Raw genomic sequence first — 16,394 nt, forward strand, 5'->3', positions numbered from 1 at the left:
TCTGAACCCTATTCCTTATTGTGACTTATGCGCTGCTTGGATAGCAGAGATTACCGCTTGTGCTTTGCCGCGCGTTTCGTCTGCTTCCGCTTGTGGATCAGAGTCAAACACCACGCCTGCACCAGCTTGAACTTGAGCAATACCGTTCTCAACGTACGCTGAGCGAATTACGATACATGTGTCGAGTGTGCCTTCACCAGTTAGGTAGCCCACAGCACCGCCGTAGCTACCGCGTCGTGCGCCTTCTACATCGCGAATCAACTGCATTGCACGAATCTTTGGTGCACCAGTGAGCGTGCCCATGTTCATACAAGCTTGGTATGCGTGCAGCGCGTCTAGGTCTTCACGCAGTTGGCCAACCACACGAGATACCAAGTGCATTACGTGGCTGTAACGGTCGACTTTTAGTAGGTCTGCTACGTGGCGAGTACCAGCTTGAGCAATACGAGCGACGTCGTTACGTGCCAAGTCAACCAACATCATGTGTTCTGCGTTTTCTTTCATGTCGGTGCGCAGTTCAAGTTCGATGCGGCTATCTAGGTCGAAATCGATCTCGCCGTTAGGGCGCTTGCCGCGGCGACGAGTGCCTGCGATTGGATAGATTTCAATTTGGTTAGTGTCGGTTTCGTACTTAAGCGCACTTTCTGGTGATGCGCCAAACAGAGTGAACAGCTCATCTTGCATGTAGAACATGTAAGGGCTTGGGTTACTTTGTTTCAGTTCTTTGTAAGCCGCTAGTGGAGAAGGGCAAGGTAGAGTGAATCGGCGAGATGGTACAACTTGGAATACATCGCCTTTCACTACGAACTCTTTTAAGTCGCGAACAGTTTGGCAGAAGTCTGCATCAGATACGCTAGGTTCTACCGTTACCTCAGCGATTTGTTTTGCGCTTGGCAGTAGTTTTGGCGCTGCACACTGAGCGCTGATTTCTGCAATACGAGTTTCTAACGCTGTTTTCTCTGAACCGTCAACAAACAACGTCGCTTGAAGCTGGCAAGATTCCGTTTGATGGTCGACAACAAGTAGTGTTTCCGCAACATAGAAAACGTAATCTGGACACTGATTTGTTGCTTCTGCATTACCAAGTGGCTCGAAGTTTGCGACTAAGTCGTAGGCAAACAGACCACCAAGGAAAATCGCGTGTTTGTCTTGCTGTGAAATATCAAAACTATGCTGAACCAAACGCAGCGCGTCGAAAGAAGAGGCTTCACGTAGGCGAGAGTCTTCATCCAACGTGTCGCATGGCTGGCTAAATTCCAAAGTTAGCGTTTCGCCATCGAACTTACTCTCAACATCACCACGGATGTTCTGGTTTAGGTGAGACAGTAGGTTTTTACCGTTGTTGGTCAAGGCGTGCATGCTAACAGTGTGGCCAAAGCAGACAATGCGAACCGCTGAATCTACGATCAGCAGGGATTTCAAATCTTGCTTCGAATCGATCTCAGCAGATTCCAGCAACAGGCTGTCAGTTTTGTTCTCACATAAAGTGTGGAACAAACGAGTCGGGTCTTGAGTATAAGGGACGGAAGCCGTTAGCACTTCAAGCTGTCCAAGTTTCTTAATTTCAATGGCCTTGTTCACAAGACCTCCTTATAGCTGTTTTACATCTTCCTGCCGTACATAGTCGCATAAAGCAAACGTTCACCCAATCAAGTTTTGGTCATATCCGATGAATGTTTGAGCAGTTGAATGTGAGATGGACGACAAAACAAAAAGCCCGCTGAAGTAGCGGGCTTTGTGACATTTAATTCTCTAAACTAGAAGTACACGTTCGCCCACCAAGAACTTGTCCAAGTGCGCCACCAAGCAAGGTCAGCAGATTTCATCTTATTCAGACGAACTGCAACTTTCGCTTCCTGGTTTTGGTTAAATTCTTGTAACATGGTGAGCCTTAAATTAGGTACTTTGTATTTGTGTACTAGTTAACTAGTGCAGAGATAAAAAGTCAACCCCAAAACAGCATTAAAACGACAAAAAGATGAGAATTGATTTACACAGTCACACCACCGCGTCAGATGGTCGATTTGCACCACACGATTTAGTGGATAGGGCATTGAGTTTTGATATCGAGGTTTTGGCGATCACGGATCATGATACGGTTGACGGCTTAGCTCCGGCCAAGCAATACGTTGAGGAGAACAATCTCCCGATCAAAATCATCAACGGTATAGAAATTTCGACTGTTTGGCAGAACAAAGACATCCATATTGTTGGATTGAACATCGATCCAGAAAGTCCTGCGCTGGCAGAGCTGATTCAACAGCAAAAAGCGCATCGTGTTGCCCGAGCTGAGATGATTGCTGAACGTTTACAAAAAGCGACCCGCGAAGGTGTGCTAGAAGAAGTTCAACAAATCGCGGGTGATGCGCCGATCACTCGTGCACACTTTGCCAAGTGGTTGGTGGATAATGGTTATGCCAAAAACATGCAGATGGTGTTCAAGAAATTTCTAACCCGCTCTAACCCAGGTTATGTACCACCAAATTGGTGCTCCATGAAAGATGCGGTTGATGCGATTCATGCTGCTGGAGGCTCTGCTGTTCTTGCGCATCCGGGTCGTTATCAACTGACTGCAAAGTGGGTAAAACGCCTATTAGCCGCGTTTGTTGAAGCGGGTGGGGATGCAATGGAAGTGGCGCAGCCTCAACAAGCGCAACAAGAAAGACGCAACTTGGCCGATTATGCTATACAATACAAACTATTAGCTTCTCAAGGCAGCGACTTTCACTATCCATCTCCGTGGATGGAATTGGGAAGAAACCTCTGGTTACCCGCGGGCGTAGAACCAGTTTGGAAAGATTGGGGTATTGATCCTTCGTTGGATAACGCTCAACAAGACGAAATCGAGAACCTATAAAAATATAGAGCCGAGAGGTTCGATAATGAGGAATTACAATGAGCCAGTTTTTTTACGTTCACCCAGAAAACCCACAGGCTCGCTTGATCAATCAAGCAGTAGCAATCATTCGTAGTGGCGGTGTGGTGGTTTACCCAACCGACTCAGGTTACGCACTAGGCTGTCAGTTAGAAAACAAACAGGCGTTGGAACGTATTTGTCAGATCCGCCGTCTGGATGATAAGCACAACTTTACTTTGTTGTGTCGTGATTTGTCGGAGCTTTCTTTGTACGCACGCGTAGACAACGCGGCATTCCGACTACTGAAAAATAACACGCCGGGTCCTTACACTTTCATCTTCAAGGGCACAAAAGAAGTACCGCGTCGTTTGATGAATGCAAAACGTAAGACCATCGGTATTCGTGTACCTGATAACCGTATTGCTCTCGATCTGTTGGAAGCGCTTGGTGAACCAATGATGTCTACGTCACTTATCCTACCGGGTAGCGATGTGACGGAATCGGACCCAGAAGATATTCGTGACAAACTAGAGCATGCTGTAGACGTGATCCTTAACGGTGGTTACTTAGGTGAACAACCAACAACGGTTATCGACTTCAGCGAAGGTGAAGCGGTTGTTGCTCGTGTTGGTTCTGGCGACCCGGCACCATTTGAGTAACTGGTTTTACTCTTAACAAAACAAGAAAGGGAGGCATGAATGCCTCCCTTTTTACTTTGAATCCGCTTATTTTTGATTCAATGGAATGGTGCCAGTTTAGGCGAAATCGAAGATGTCGATGCCGTGGTGCTCAATGTAGTTGATGTAGCCTGCATCAATACCTTTCAGTGTCACTTCTACATTAAATTCGTCACTTGAGTAGACTGCCCAACCAAAGTCGTTGTAAGACAGTGTTAAGTCGTCTGCCGAGTCCAAGAACGTATCGCGAATACCATCGTTGTTGGTATCTAAACCCATATCAAAGACAAGCTTGTCGTGACAAATGTTGAAGTCGAGAATTTCTGACTTCACTTCGATGTCGTTTGAAGAGACAGGCTGATCTGGAACGCCAACAGCAAGACGGTTGGTCATTACGAACGTGTCATCGCCGCAACCGCCAGCAATCACAGAATGACCATCACCGACAACTACAGTGTCGTCCCCCCATCCTGCATTGATAAAGTTGTTGCCTGAGTAGTCGAAAATTGTATCGTCACCACAACCACCAAATAACAGGTCATTACCTAAGCCGCCAGACAAGTAATCATCGCCTGAACCGCCTGAGAGTAGGTCATTCCCTCTGCCACCTAGTAGGGTATCGTCACCACGACCACCGAACACATAGTCGTTTCCACCAAAGCCAACAAACTTATCGTCGCCGCCAAAGCCGACAAAAATGTCAGTCGTGTCCGAGCCTTTTGTGCCGGTCATATTGTCATCTTCTGAGGTGCCAAATATCCAATTTAGGTCAAGATTTGTATGAGACATTTATTATTCCTTTTCATCTGATTAAGGGAGCTAGCAAGCTGTAGGGTTATCTTTCTTATAGCCCTGACAATTTTATCAGGTAGGGGATTTTTTAAGAGGTGGACACAGACCCATAATAGTGCGGTTCTAATGCCGATGAGTCTGGTACTAAGTTGGAGAAGATGATGAGTTTAGTGTGAGTTTCCGACGGACATTCTGCAGTGACAATATCGACGATTTTGCTTACATTAAATCAGAGAATCTCGTATAATGTCCGACCGAAAAAATCCCAATAGGTTGGGTAACTTGCACAATTGAAGACCAATTCTGGTCTCGACGTCTGTGAAGACGACACATAGGTAGATAAATGAGCGAAAAGTTACAAAAAGTATTAGCACGTGCTGGACACGGTTCTCGTCGTGAGATTGAATCGTTAATTAAATCTGGTCGCGTTAGCGTGAACGGAATCGTAGCTAAACTTGGTGAAAGACTAGAAGATGAGAACAGCGTAGTTCGTATCGATGGTCACATTGTGTCTGCAAAGGCACAAGAAGAAGTGATCTGTCGTGTATTGGCTTACTACAAGCCAGAAGGTGAACTATGTACTCGTCACGACCCTGAAGGTCGTCGCACTGTTTTCGATCGTCTGCCAAAAATTCGTGGCTCTCGTTGGATTTCAGTTGGTCGTCTTGATGCGAACACATCTGGCCTGCTGCTTTTCACAACGGATGGTGAGTTGGCAAACCGCCTAATGCACCCAAGCCGCCAGGTTGAGCGTGAATACCTAGTACGCGTATTTGGTGAAGTGAACGAAAAGAAAGTTCGCAACCTAGTAAGTGGTGTTGAACTTGAAGATGGTATGGCTCGTTTTGAAGACGTAGTACATGCGGGTGGTGAAGGTATGAACCACACGTTCTACGTAGTGATTAACGAAGGTCGTAACCGTGAGGTTCGTCGTTTGTGGGAATCTCAAGAATGTACGGTTAGCCGTCTAAAGCGTGTTCGTTACGGTGATATCTTCCTAGACAAGAAACTGCCTCGTGGCGGTTGGATGGAACTAGACCTGAAAGAAGTAAACTACCTGCGTGAGCTTGTAGAACTTCGTCCAGAGAAAGAAACCATGCTTGATCTAAACAAAGACAACACATCACGTAAGCGTGAACGTGCTCGTAGCCAAAAAATTCGTCGCGCAGTTAAGCGTCACGAAGAGCGTGTTAACACACCAAAAGGTCGCAGCAACAACCCTTCTCGTCGTAAGCCGAAGAAGGCTGCCGGTGACCAAGGCGCACGTAACAAGCATCGTTAATCGATAGCAGAAAATCAGAAAGGCTTGCCGCATTGGCAAGCCTTTTTCTTATCTAGCGTTTCGCGTTCACGATCTTTCGTGTTTGCCAATCAAAAGTAACTTTGACTTACAGACATAAAAAAAACACCAGCGCGAGGCTGGTGTTTTTGATCATGATGAGGAAATCGTTAATCACGTTTCCAAAGCATATGACAGAACTTATGTTCTGGGTCTCGACTGATTAGCATACGAGCAAAAACGTCATCAAGTACGTCATTTTCCTCGTTTACTAAGCCGATTCGAACTTCTGCATACACTTCTTTGTCGATATCGAAGCCAACGTGTTCAACCCAGTCATCACCAGTTTCAACAAGTTCTGCGGCACCACGATCTTCAAATTGCGCAGTAAACAGAATGACATCAGCTGGCTCTAGGTTATCTGGAGCCATCTCAAGGAAGATGTCGTACGCAGCGTCGATAACGTCGTCGTAAGAAATCAAATCAGACATACTTATGCTCGGCTCATGTATTTACGTTCAGTCGTGTTGATGATTACACGGTCACCAGTCGCGATGTACTCAGGAACTTGAATAACAAGACCTGAAGCAAAGCGTGCAGGCTTAGTACGTGCAGATGCAGATGCACCTTTAATTGAAGGATCAGTTTCTTCAATCACTAGCTCAACAGAAGAAGGAAGCTCGATACCAACAGCAGAGCCGTTGATTAGGATAAGGTGAATACCTTGAGTGTCTTCGTTGATGAACAGAAGCTCATCTTCAACTTCGTTGTGCTTGAATGTGTATTGTGAGTAGTCTTCGTTATCCATGAAGATGTGCTCATCGCCATCAGCGTATGAGTACACAACTGCACGTTTGTTCATTTCTACAGTTTCAACAACGTCATCAGACTTGTAACGCTCGTCTACACGCGCACCAGTGTTTAGATCTGTACAGCGCATTTTGTAGATTTTAGCGCCGCCACGACCACCTGGAGTGGTTACTTCGATGTCTTTTACTAGAAGAGTTTTACCATTAGACTCGATTGCGAAGCCTTTTTTGATTTCACTTGCCTTTGGCATTGTATTTTCCTATTTACACTTATTAAGCAAAACTTAGTGATTATAGCGCTAAGTTGCTTGTCTGGCATCAAAATTCCGCACAGTAATTTGCACGTCAATAAGGGCTTTAATGGGCTTGATTCAAACGCTAGGCTAGTGGATCATATAGCCCATCGTCCGTTAAAAGCTTGAGATCGCGTTTTCTTCAATGTCTCTCCCTGTCATCGACCCAAAGCATCCATTCCAACCTGAATTTGAACCTCTGCTCAGAGAAGTTCTGGCGTGCCTCAAAGGCGGGCTAGGGGCCAATCTTCATAGTGTCTACGTCTACGGTAGTGTGGCACGCAAGTCGGCGGTTGCAGGAAAATCGAATCTCGATATGGTCGTTGTCACTAAGTCGAACTTTGAAAACAATCGCGCTACTTTGTTGAACACCATCAAATGGCGTGCTCAACAGGGGCACCCTCACGTTAAAGGGGTATCGATTCGTACCGCTTTGGTGAGTGAAGTCGCGAACCTAGACAGCATTTTTACTTGGGGCTTTATGCTCAAACACTGCTGCGTGTGCGTCTACGGAGATGATCTGGCGGATTGCTTTGGCGATTATGTGCCAAGTTGGGAGATTGCTAAGCACTGGAACATGGATGTCGAAGACTGGCTATCGGTGTATCGCACTAAGATAGTACAAGCACAAAGCATTGAAGAGCTGGTCAGTGCCCAAGTAACTATCGCTAAGAAGCTTCTTCGTGCGTCGTACTCGCTTGTCATGTATCGAGACAAACGTTGGTTTGATGATCCACTTGAATGTGGGGAGCAATTTCTACAATACCACCCAGAAAAGCAGCTAGAGATAGAACGCCTTGGCATTTTGCTTTCTGGTCGTGCAATCCCAAAACGTTCTGTGATTGGTTTAATTGACGGTTTTGGCGAGTGGTTGGTGGCTCAGTACCAAAAGACCGAATTTCGCATTGGCTAACGTCAGCTTGCGTTAACTCCCTTCAATCTAGAATCTGATTTAGAACAGCCCCATCTGCGGCGCAGATAACTGCTCGAAGTCTGTGCCAATGAACGGCAATATCGCATCCGCAACCGGCTTTAGCTGTTTATCAATGTAATGCTGGTAGTCGATAGGGCTATTGAGATACTCGTGTGGCTCAGGCCCATTCACAGTAATTAAGTATTCGATTCGGCCTCGGTTTTGATACTGCAGAGGGCGACCGAGTTTGGCATTGATGTCGTCGGCTAAACGCGCAGCACGTACTTGTGGCGGAATATTTTTCTGATACTCATGCAATTTGCGTCGCAAGCGCTTTTGATACACCAACTGATCATCAAATTCTCCGGCATTGGTCTTCTCAACCATCTCTCGTACGTAATCACTAGGGTCTTCACCGTGGAAGATCATTTGGTACAAGGTGTTTTGGAATCGCTGCGCCAGCGGTGTCCAGTCTGTACGTGCGCTCTCTAACCCTTTAAAGATGATGCGTTCTTGTTCGCCTTCACCAATCAGACCCGCATAGCGTTTTTTCGAGCCCGTTTCTGCACCTCGAATGGTCGGCATCAAGAACTTGCGATAGTGGGTTTCATATTCTAGTTCAAGAATCGAGTTGAGGTTGTACTCACTGCGCAGATGGTTACTCCACCATTGATTGATGTAGTCGACCAGTTCATTACCAATCTTGTCAGCGTCTGCTTGGCTATACGCGCCATTTAAAGACACAAAGGTTGAATCGGTGTCGCCATAGATCACTTGATAACCTTTGTCCTCAATCAGAACTTTGGTTTGTTTCATGATTTCGTGCCCACGCATGGTGATGCTAGAAGCAAGGCGGGTATCAAAGAAACGACAGCCGGAAGAACCAAGCACACCATAGAAAGAGTTCATGATGATTTTGATTGCTTGCGAGAACGCTTTTTCGTTGTTCTTCTTTGCGACATCGCGCGCTGCCCAGAGCTTTTCGATCATCTTTGGCAAGAAGTGCTTTGAACGATGGAACTGACCGCCACGAAATCCCGGTACGGCTTCATCTTCTGCCTTGCCGATTTCAAGCTGTAAACCTTCGACTAAGCCCATAGGGTCAATCAGAAATGAGCGAATAATAGAGGGGTACAGACTCTTAAAATCGAGCACCAATACGGAATCATAAAGGTTAGGGATAGAGTCCATCACATAGCCACCAGGGCTGGCGATCCAGTTTTCTGGATGCAGATTTGGCGCAACATAACCGGCTCGGTGGATTTGCGGCAAATACAAATTAGTAAACGCGGCCACAGAGCCCCCGACACGATCCAGTTCTACACCTGTTAGGCGAGAGCGTTCAATCGCAAAGTCGAGTAGGTGAGTGTGGTCGAAAATCTTGTTTACCAACACGCAATCTTGCAGGTTGTATTTAGCCAGAGATGGCTTGTCTGAACGGTACATGCGATTGATTTCATCCATTCGGTCATGCACGTTATGGATTTCTTTGCCTTCGCCAAGCAGTTCTTGTGAAACGGATTCCAATGACCACGAGCGGAAGTGGTACGTCGCGGTCTTCAGCGTATCGATACCATCCAGCACCACACGACCGGGAATAGAGATAAAACCTTGTTGGCTTTGAGCTGAGCTGCGGAAAAAACTCGGTTGGTCTGCTCGGCCTAACATCAACTTCATGTTGTGCCACTCTGCGCGTTTATGCAGCAGGCGAAAATCGAAGTCGATAACGTTTTTATCCGCAGATGAATTTGTTGACTATAAAATCCACTCCGAGAAAAAACTTCTTGTTTTACAGTTTTTTGAGTTGTATTTGTTTTGAGGAAACAACGTGGAAAATAATAGTCAACGTTGACTTCACAAAGCGTAAATTATCATTACGATAGACTTAGTGCCAAGGTGTTGACTGTTGAAAATTTGTTGACTTAAGTGTAGTGATCGGAGACGCCTTTTGATTAGAATCCCTAGGCTCATACTAAAAAGACATACTATTTATCCAGCATTACTTCATTTAAAGGTGATATTACTAATGTCAGTTAGGCAGGACTTAGTGATGAAAGAACCTTATGGCGATTTTTCTTTATTGCTCGGTAAGAGTGACTTCACATCTTCATTTATTAGGATTGATGAAGAGTTGTGGATATGTTTACAGAGCATCAACTCCCATGCTCAAGGGCTTGTATCTACTGCGATATGCAGCTTACTCCTGACTTGGCACTTCCCATCTGTACCATGCTTTTTGGTTTAGCCCCATCGATTTAAGCAACAAAGTTTAAACTATGCTAAATCACCGAACTTCAAACGATTAATGTGCTCCATAACTAACTTGACCCCCTCAATATCACCACATACAGATGCAGGGGAGCGAAAATTAAAAGCTACATTAGGCTTACTTAGCCAAGCGACTGTTGAATCGCGATTACCAAAGTAAATGTCAACTTCTCCCAACATTTCAAGTAAAGCTACTCTTAACTCATTTGGAGTATCAGACGTAATGCTTAATAAAGTATCAATACCCATATCATTTAACTCTCAACAAATAACTCTTAACATGCTTACATCGAGATATAGTGTATCAGTTTCTCGATAGAGGAGTTTTACCTTTTATTTAACTATGAAATCCCAGATTAGGTCAAAATTAATACATTTTGTACCAGTCTTCTATAGAGTTACATCTAAATAACCAAGGCTTCAGCACCTCATCAATGAAAATAGTGACATCAGTAGTAGCGAATCGCGAGCACAGAAAGGCAGAGCTAATTATGACCGCCTCATTGAGCAGTATTCGCCAATTCATGTGGATCAGCATTTTAAGACACTTGCAGACACTAACGTCAGTTTTTGTAAGCGCTTGCAAAACGCGTTGGACAATAAAGATGAAGTAAAAGGCATCGCCCCATCATCAATACAGGAATTTAATGATGGGATGTATCCAGAAGACTACTGCATTTGGAACAATAAAACGGATAGAGCGATGGAAAAGCTGGAGTTCGATTAAACTAAAGACTCCCTAAATGAGTTTTAGGTCGAGGTGGCTTTTGCTACAAATTACAGCGAAGGGGCATACGCGTTTGCGATTTGCATTGACTCTAGCAAATGATGGTCACTTCTGAGTGACGATCTTCGAAGTCCTTTCACTATTCGGATTACTTCTAGTATTGCAATCATATAGCCAATCTACATGTAGTTACTCAAATATCCTTATCAATTATGGTGGTTTATCAGCAAGATTTGGAAAAATAGGGAATGTCAACTCGTAAGTAGTAAGTCAACATTCCAACACCGAAAAAGCATTCTCTTCTCAAGATCTATAGAGGTTAATCTTTATCTCTTTAAATACATCACTCATTTTCCAAGAGGAAATGATTTTTCTTGAGTCAAGCCAAGTGGCCAGCACTTGATTCTCCGGTGTGTCTTTTAGCCTTGGCGTATGGTAGCCGCGGGTTATTTCAGAATATGGCTTTTGTAGACTCGCCAATACATCACGGACTTCATCATTACTCAAATAAGAGTGATATTTATTGAAGAGTGAAATTTGTGTCACTATTGGCGAAGAGTACCTGATAAGTGCACTAGATATATTTCCATCAATGCTTGGCAGATTTGCATCAGTATTGACTATAACAGAGCCAATTATTGCAATATATTCCGGAACCTCTACGATCAAGTGTAAGTCCATAGACTCGACTACTTTCAATTTATTTCTATGAGAAATATCGTACTGGAGCAGCTCTATTTGAAAATCTTCATCTAACGCAAAGTTATCTGGCTCTGCCAGATATTTATCGATGTTTGTTGATAGGAATAGTAACTGCAAATCTCGGTGCTCACTTAGCTCGTCAAGGTTATCATCTGTGAACTCGATTTTTCTTTCTTTTATTATTATCTCAAGTTTTGCGGGCTCAAGCCCATTTGGAAACTTTTTAAAGAACTTAGGTAAAGCGCGAACGTACTCTTTGTAGTTAATACTAGACATTGCGTTGGCTTTGATCAGAAAAGAACGCAACTTATACGAATCTTCGTCGCTAGGAATAGACTGCTCAAGAATAGTTGAACGAACAACCTCATTATCGAGATAGCGCACTAAGCTTTCCGCTTCAAAGCCTTCGCTTTCTAAAAAGGAAAGACAGTTTTCCCAGCTTGGGGCAATCATATTTAACCGGAAGAGCTTTGCATGCAGTCTCGTAGGCACACTTTCTAACCTCGGTAACGGTTTAGTCTGCTGTTTAAGAAACTCGTCGATCGCAGTTGAGTCAATCTCCTCACGGTAAATTACGTCCAAGATGGCAGATATATCCTCTTCAGTATTGGTTGGGATAGTCAACAGGATATTACTTAAGTATTCATCAAAATTCCTTTCAATTTTGTCCATCAGGATGGTACTGTCCGCCATTCTTATGGTCGTGTAGTTTCTCGTACGCAGTGGTTCAAGGTCTGCTAAACCTAAAATAGTTAGATAGGCAAACTCTAAGTTCGCGACCGTAAGTTCAAAAAGACCTTGTTCAAACATTGTGTTTACAACGTCAGGGTGGTCTTGAATTGATTCGAAGTCTTTAACGTCAAAATTAAACCAAGTGAACCGTTCTGGATTGAGCTCAGGCGAACTAATCAAAATATCAGAGAGATTCTCTGCTACAAAAGCGGGTAGTTCCTCAAAATCTCTTGAAATAGACTTCAGTGAACTTTCGGTTAGTCCTCCAATTAGTTGGGTAACGTGTAAAAGACTGTTTGAACTAGAAAGTATGGTAGGTACAAAGTGATTCCAGATATTAGCTAATCCTTGGAGGAATTTAGAAATATAACTCCCGGTGGCGTAATAAATAATCAAGAAGTCCTCACAGTTGGGAAACTCTGCCATGATGTACCCAAAAAGCTTATCTAACTGAACTTGATATCGGCTATGATCACTCAGCAGAGCATCAACAAGCGAGATGTTTAAAATGTAGCTTTGTCCGAAGTCTTCGTCTCTCATCGCAGCAATAACTTCGTGTGGATTATCAGTCGGGAAATCAGGTTCTGGCGTAATAAATGCTCGAATTTTGATGAGATACTTATTATCATTTGGCGACATCCTCCCAGTGTGAAAGAGTGATGTATATTGGTAGTAAGTATCGTCAAGATGACCTTCCAGAATCAGAAAACGAGCTAGCTCCGCGTTCTTCCCTAAATCTTCAAATAGCTCATTGCCACGTTCACCATTCAAGCGCAACAGTTCATTGAGCTTAGCTGTGCGAAGAGTTGCGATCTTTGGTCTCAAGTCACGTACTTGTCGCAAGGTATTGTTTTTATTTTGCTCAGCCTTACTTTCTATTTCTGCCTTGCGTTGCTGATAAGTCCTGTGGGGATCTACCTTGTTTTGCAAATCGGAAATGTTTGTATGTTGAGAGTAATTACCTCCGTATCGGCAATAGACTTCTCGTTGCTCAATCAAGTCCTCGAACGAATCGTGGTTTGCTAATTGTGAAAGCTGAATCAAATTATTGTAATTACTCCCTACACTGAGCACATTCGACGGGAGCCTCTCGATAATCGCCATCGCATAAATTTGACGTAATTCTTTCAAGTCATTTGGAGTCTGTCGTTCAGCGATATCAAGTTGCTTTTCTAGTAAAGCGATCTCTGCTCGATACTTTTTCTCTCCAAGGCTTATTAGCTCATCTTGGAGGTTCAATATCGCTGCAAGGGTTCCTTCTCCTCGGTGTAGCTGTTCGAAATCCCGTGGATAAACATTTTTGTAAATTAAAACTGCAAGTAGCTTATTGGCATCGAGCAAATTTTCCCCATCTGTTTCCAAATTAGCTACATAAATGCTGTATTCATTAAAAATGTTCTGAATCAACCGCAGATCGTTTAGATAACGTGATACCTCTCTAAGAAACTGACGATCAAGACCTTCATCCAGCGCAAGTCTTGCGCCCTGTTTCAGGACCATATCAATTGAGTTTGATGTGTTTATGATTGGAATAACAGGAATGATAAATTCGAAGAACTTCGTTCGCTCTGTATTCACAAACATGTCATCGCGCAGTGCATATAAAAACCGAATGCGGCGTTTTACACCTGCATTTGCATTTACAAGGCTGTTAATTTCACGCAATGTAACGAAAATATCAGCATTATCGAATCGATCTAAATCCTCAATTATTACAAGGTCGTAACTGGTTTCTTGAAAAAAATAGACTATCTCGTCTAGATGACGATTCAGTATCGAGGATTCATCATCACATGCAGGCTTGATTTCGACATCTTTTAGCGAAATCCCCTTGAGCGATAAACCAAAGCTCATGACATAAAAGTGATGTAATACTACCCAGAGAAATATTGCAGCAAATACGAATAAACCTAGATTGACTGAGTTTTCGAGCGCTATCGGTGTAAAATAAGTACCGCTGATGACATCTTCTCGCAAATGAAACACATACCAAAATGCGAACATTCCACACATAATGTAGAGAGATTTAAAGATCGACCAAACACTAGGCGACTGAATTCTTTTAAAGCGAGATAACGGCAGTTTGTTTGCATCCGCACCGTATAGCATCTGCTGTAAAATACTTCTCTCGATCTCTTGACGACCTAACATCTCTGCCTTTATGTCAGTTCCGGCAATGAAGGTCGCGAGAGAAATATGAAGAGCTGGCCGTCGATATGTTTTCAGGAAAGATTGAATAATGCTGCTCTTTCCTGAGCCATAAGGTCCCGTAAGAGCAATATTAAAGATTTTCGGATTGTTCGTTGCAAACCCTAATGCTTCTGAGTAGGTGCCTGCTTTATCTGCATCATCTGTTGGGGCTAGATCTACAAATTTCGATTGCATATCGTTAGCGTGTTTTTTTCGTTCCAGCCAAGACACTGTTCTATCAAGCCCTTGGATGAGCCTGCATACAAATGAGGAAATGATTTTATTCATATACGTGTAATTATTATTTAAAAAATCGAGGAAATGTTGATGATAGTTGTACTTGGCTCGATATTGTGCAACTTTAGTCCAAAGTTATTTTAGCCAGCTCTACACAACATGACATTACTTAGGTGCAACTGCATCTGAAGTAAACTCATCGTCCATACTGCATATCATGCAAATCCCCTATCTCACGCACAACTTTATGATTCGCCACTAATCGATGGACACAATCCAAACCACGTTATTGTGCAATCAGAACCATACTGAAGCATTAGGAAAGCTTGGTCAAATACTAATGACAGGAAACGACATTAGTAGAAAATCTCAATTAAAATGGGGCAGAATCTTCATAGAACCGCCACATCCACAAAGTACCACGGGTAAAATTCAGCTAAAGGAAGCCTCTGGACAAAATCTTGTCCGCAAGCTTCCCAACTTAGCCAACGTTAAATTTACTAAGGTATAACAAAGATGTCTCTCTTCAAACTTTTGGATAAGTATTATACACCTCCTTGTAGCTCTTAAATTCGGCTTGCCACTACAAACTAAGTTCATTGTAAGCCATTAAGCTTTTTTATCGCCCTAACAAATAGTTAGAAGAAAACCTTTAAGTTAAGTAAAATGAAAAATATAAAACTATTTGCTTAGCTATTTGTTAGTTCTCTATATGCAGTTGTGATAAGAAGGATGTTCCATGAGAATCAAGATGTACCCCGCAGAGAACGGGGATGCTTTTCTAATAAGTTCAGACAAGACGAACATCCTTATAGATGCTGGATATGCCAGAACTTTCAACTCATACATAAGACAAGACCTAGAAGAAATCGCAAGTAGAGGTGCATGTTTAAATTTAGCTATCGTTACCCACATTGATGCAGATCATATTGGAGGCATCATTCGCTTTCTTCTATTAAACAGCCATTCAGAAACAAACAATATTGTTTCTGTTGAAGGTATCTGGCACAACAGCCTACGAAGTCTGACTTCATTGAATGAAACTGAATTATCACCTCAAGATTGTGAGGTCATAAATGCAATTAATAGACGAGGTCACCCCAAAGAGCTTAATGCAACCTCAACTTACGACGAAATCAGCGCACGTCAAGGCTCAACATTAGCATCTTTGATTCATGCTGGAGGGTATGTTTGGAATGACGGCGATGGAAGCGAAAGCGTTTGTATTAATAATGTGCAACACAAGCGATTTCAGGATGGTTTTGTAAAGGTGCTAACACCATCAAAAGAACGATTAGATGGTCTAGTTAAGTCATGGAAGCGGGATTTAAGACGCTATGGCTTCGTTGGTTCTATAGGTTCGGACCTTGCTATTGACGATGCTTTCGAGCTTAATTTTGAGCACAGCAGTGAAGGGCAAGCTAGAGGCAATAAACTCATATCTGCAGGACGTAGGAAAAATCTTGAAGACGTATACAAACCAGACTGCTCACCGACTAACGGAAGCTCTATTGCTACTGTTATCGAACTCGATGGTCTTCGAGTATTAATGCTTGCGGACGCGTGGGCTGAGGAGGTTTTGAAAGAACTTCTTAAAATGAAGTCACAAGGTGAGTCCATGATGTTTGATGCAATTAAAATATCTCACCATGGAAGCAACTATAATACTAGCCCAGAACTACTTTGCACTATAGATGCTCCAATGTATTTCATTTCCTCGAATGGAAGCAAACACAATCACCCTGATATTGAGCTTCTTCGAGCAATAGTCGATAGAGATGCGAGTTTTACGAGGACTCTCTATTTTAACTACTCGACTCCAGAATCGAGAGAGATTAAAAATTTCCAAACAACTACAGGCGCTACTTTCATTGTTGAAGAAGAAGCTACTAACTGGATAGAAATCACCAAGGAATAA

12 protein-coding genes, 1 pseudogene and 1 other annotated feature are annotated in these 16,394 nt (G+C 43.3%); of the genes and pseudogenes, 5 read left to right on the forward strand and 8 right to left on the reverse strand.

Annotated features, from left to right (window positions below):
• Window positions 1-15: 15 nt before the first annotated feature.
• Together KJB05_RS06720 and KJB05_RS06725 are read right to left on the reverse strand one after the other, a co-directional pair.
• Entirely contained in the window at window positions 16-1,581 is a 1,566-nt protein-coding gene (locus KJB05_RS06720; protein WP_208445035.1) for an anthranilate synthase component 1, read from the reverse strand.
• 126 nt (window positions 1,582-1,707) lie between these two features.
• Window positions 1,708-1,811: a sequence feature (Trp leader region), on the reverse strand.
• Window positions 1,758-1,883: a tryptophan operon leader peptide family protein gene (locus KJB05_RS06725; RefSeq protein WP_009706915.1), complete on the reverse strand. Its 126-nt coding sequence runs from the start codon at window positions 1,881-1,883 to the stop codon at window positions 1,758-1,760. (Overlaps the previous feature by 54 nt.)
• A 95-nt stretch (window positions 1,884-1,978) precedes the next feature.
• Here KJB05_RS06725 and KJB05_RS06730 point away from each other — a divergent pair, with 95 nt between their 5' ends.
• Together KJB05_RS06730 and KJB05_RS06735 are read left to right on the forward strand one after the other, a co-directional pair.
• The gene (locus KJB05_RS06730) at window positions 1,979-2,857 is read left to right on the forward strand and encodes a PHP domain-containing protein (protein WP_208445036.1); all 879 of its coding nucleotides are present in this window, start codon (window positions 1,979-1,981) and stop codon (window positions 2,855-2,857) included.
• 38 nt (window positions 2,858-2,895) lie between these two features.
• On the forward strand, window positions 2,896-3,516 hold the full coding sequence (locus KJB05_RS06735) for an L-threonylcarbamoyladenylate synthase (RefSeq protein ID WP_005434958.1): 621 nt from the start codon (window positions 2,896-2,898) through the stop codon (window positions 3,514-3,516).
• Between the two features lie 96 nt (window positions 3,517-3,612).
• On the opposite strand, the gene KJB05_RS06740 is transcribed toward KJB05_RS06735, so the two are convergent.
• Entirely contained in the window at window positions 3,613-4,323 is a 711-nt protein-coding gene (locus tag KJB05_RS06740) for a calcium-binding protein (RefSeq protein WP_009706913.1), read from the reverse strand.
• A 346-nt stretch (window positions 4,324-4,669) separates the two neighbouring features.
• On the opposite strand from KJB05_RS06740, the gene rluB reads away from it, so the two are divergent.
• A complete protein-coding gene (gene rluB, locus KJB05_RS06745; protein ID WP_005434955.1) occupies window positions 4,670-5,608 on the forward strand; it encodes a 23S rRNA pseudouridine(2605) synthase RluB in 939 nt (312 codons plus the stop codon).
• Between the two features lie 167 nt (window positions 5,609-5,775).
• Here the strand turns inward: rluB and KJB05_RS06750 are convergent, their stop codons facing one another.
• Together KJB05_RS06750 and yeiP are read right to left on the reverse strand one after the other, a co-directional pair.
• The gene (locus KJB05_RS06750; protein WP_005431208.1) at window positions 5,776-6,096 is read right to left on the reverse strand and encodes an HI1450 family dsDNA-mimic protein; all 321 of its coding nucleotides are present in this window, start codon (window positions 6,094-6,096) and stop codon (window positions 5,776-5,778) included.
• Window positions 6,097-6,098: 2 nt separating this feature from the next.
• Window positions 6,099-6,665 carry an elongation factor P-like protein YeiP gene (gene yeiP, locus KJB05_RS06755; RefSeq protein WP_005431209.1) on the reverse strand — a complete coding sequence of 189 codons (567 nt, stop codon included), beginning with the start codon at window positions 6,663-6,665 and terminating at the stop codon, window positions 6,099-6,101.
• A gap of 187 nt (window positions 6,666-6,852) precedes the next feature.
• Here yeiP and KJB05_RS06760 point away from each other — a divergent pair, with 187 nt between their 5' ends.
• Window positions 6,853-7,620, forward strand: a complete 768-nt coding sequence (locus KJB05_RS06760) for a nucleotidyltransferase domain-containing protein (protein WP_208445037.1) — start codon at window positions 6,853-6,855, stop codon at window positions 7,618-7,620.
• A 39-nt stretch (window positions 7,621-7,659) separates the two neighbouring features.
• Here the strand turns inward: KJB05_RS06760 and KJB05_RS06765 are convergent.
• The 3 genes and pseudogenes from KJB05_RS06765 to KJB05_RS06775 all read right to left on the reverse strand — a co-directional run.
• Window positions 7,660-9,351: pseudogene (locus KJB05_RS06765) on the reverse strand (DNA polymerase II); the annotation flags it as partial.
• A 543-nt stretch (window positions 9,352-9,894) separates the two neighbouring features.
• The gene (locus KJB05_RS06770) at window positions 9,895-10,137 is read right to left on the reverse strand and encodes an MbcA/ParS/Xre antitoxin family protein (RefSeq protein WP_208445039.1); all 243 of its coding nucleotides are present in this window, start codon (window positions 10,135-10,137) and stop codon (window positions 9,895-9,897) included.
• Between the two features lie 781 nt (window positions 10,138-10,918).
• Window positions 10,919-14,527, reverse strand: coding sequence for an ATP-binding protein (locus KJB05_RS06775; protein WP_208445040.1), 3,609 nt, complete (start codon window positions 14,525-14,527; stop codon window positions 10,919-10,921).
• A 688-nt stretch (window positions 14,528-15,215) separates the two neighbouring features.
• On the opposite strand from KJB05_RS06775, the gene avs1a reads away from it, so the two are divergent.
• Window positions 15,216-16,394 carry an AVAST type 1 anti-phage system MBL fold metallo-hydrolase Avs1a gene (gene avs1a, locus KJB05_RS06780; protein ID WP_208445041.1) on the forward strand — a complete coding sequence of 393 codons (1,179 nt, stop codon included), beginning with the start codon at window positions 15,216-15,218 and terminating at the stop codon, window positions 16,392-16,394.

It is taken from the genome of Vibrio sp. B1ASS3 (assembly GCF_905175355.1).
GTDB lineage: Bacteria > Pseudomonadota > Gammaproteobacteria > Enterobacterales > Vibrionaceae > Vibrio > Vibrio owensii.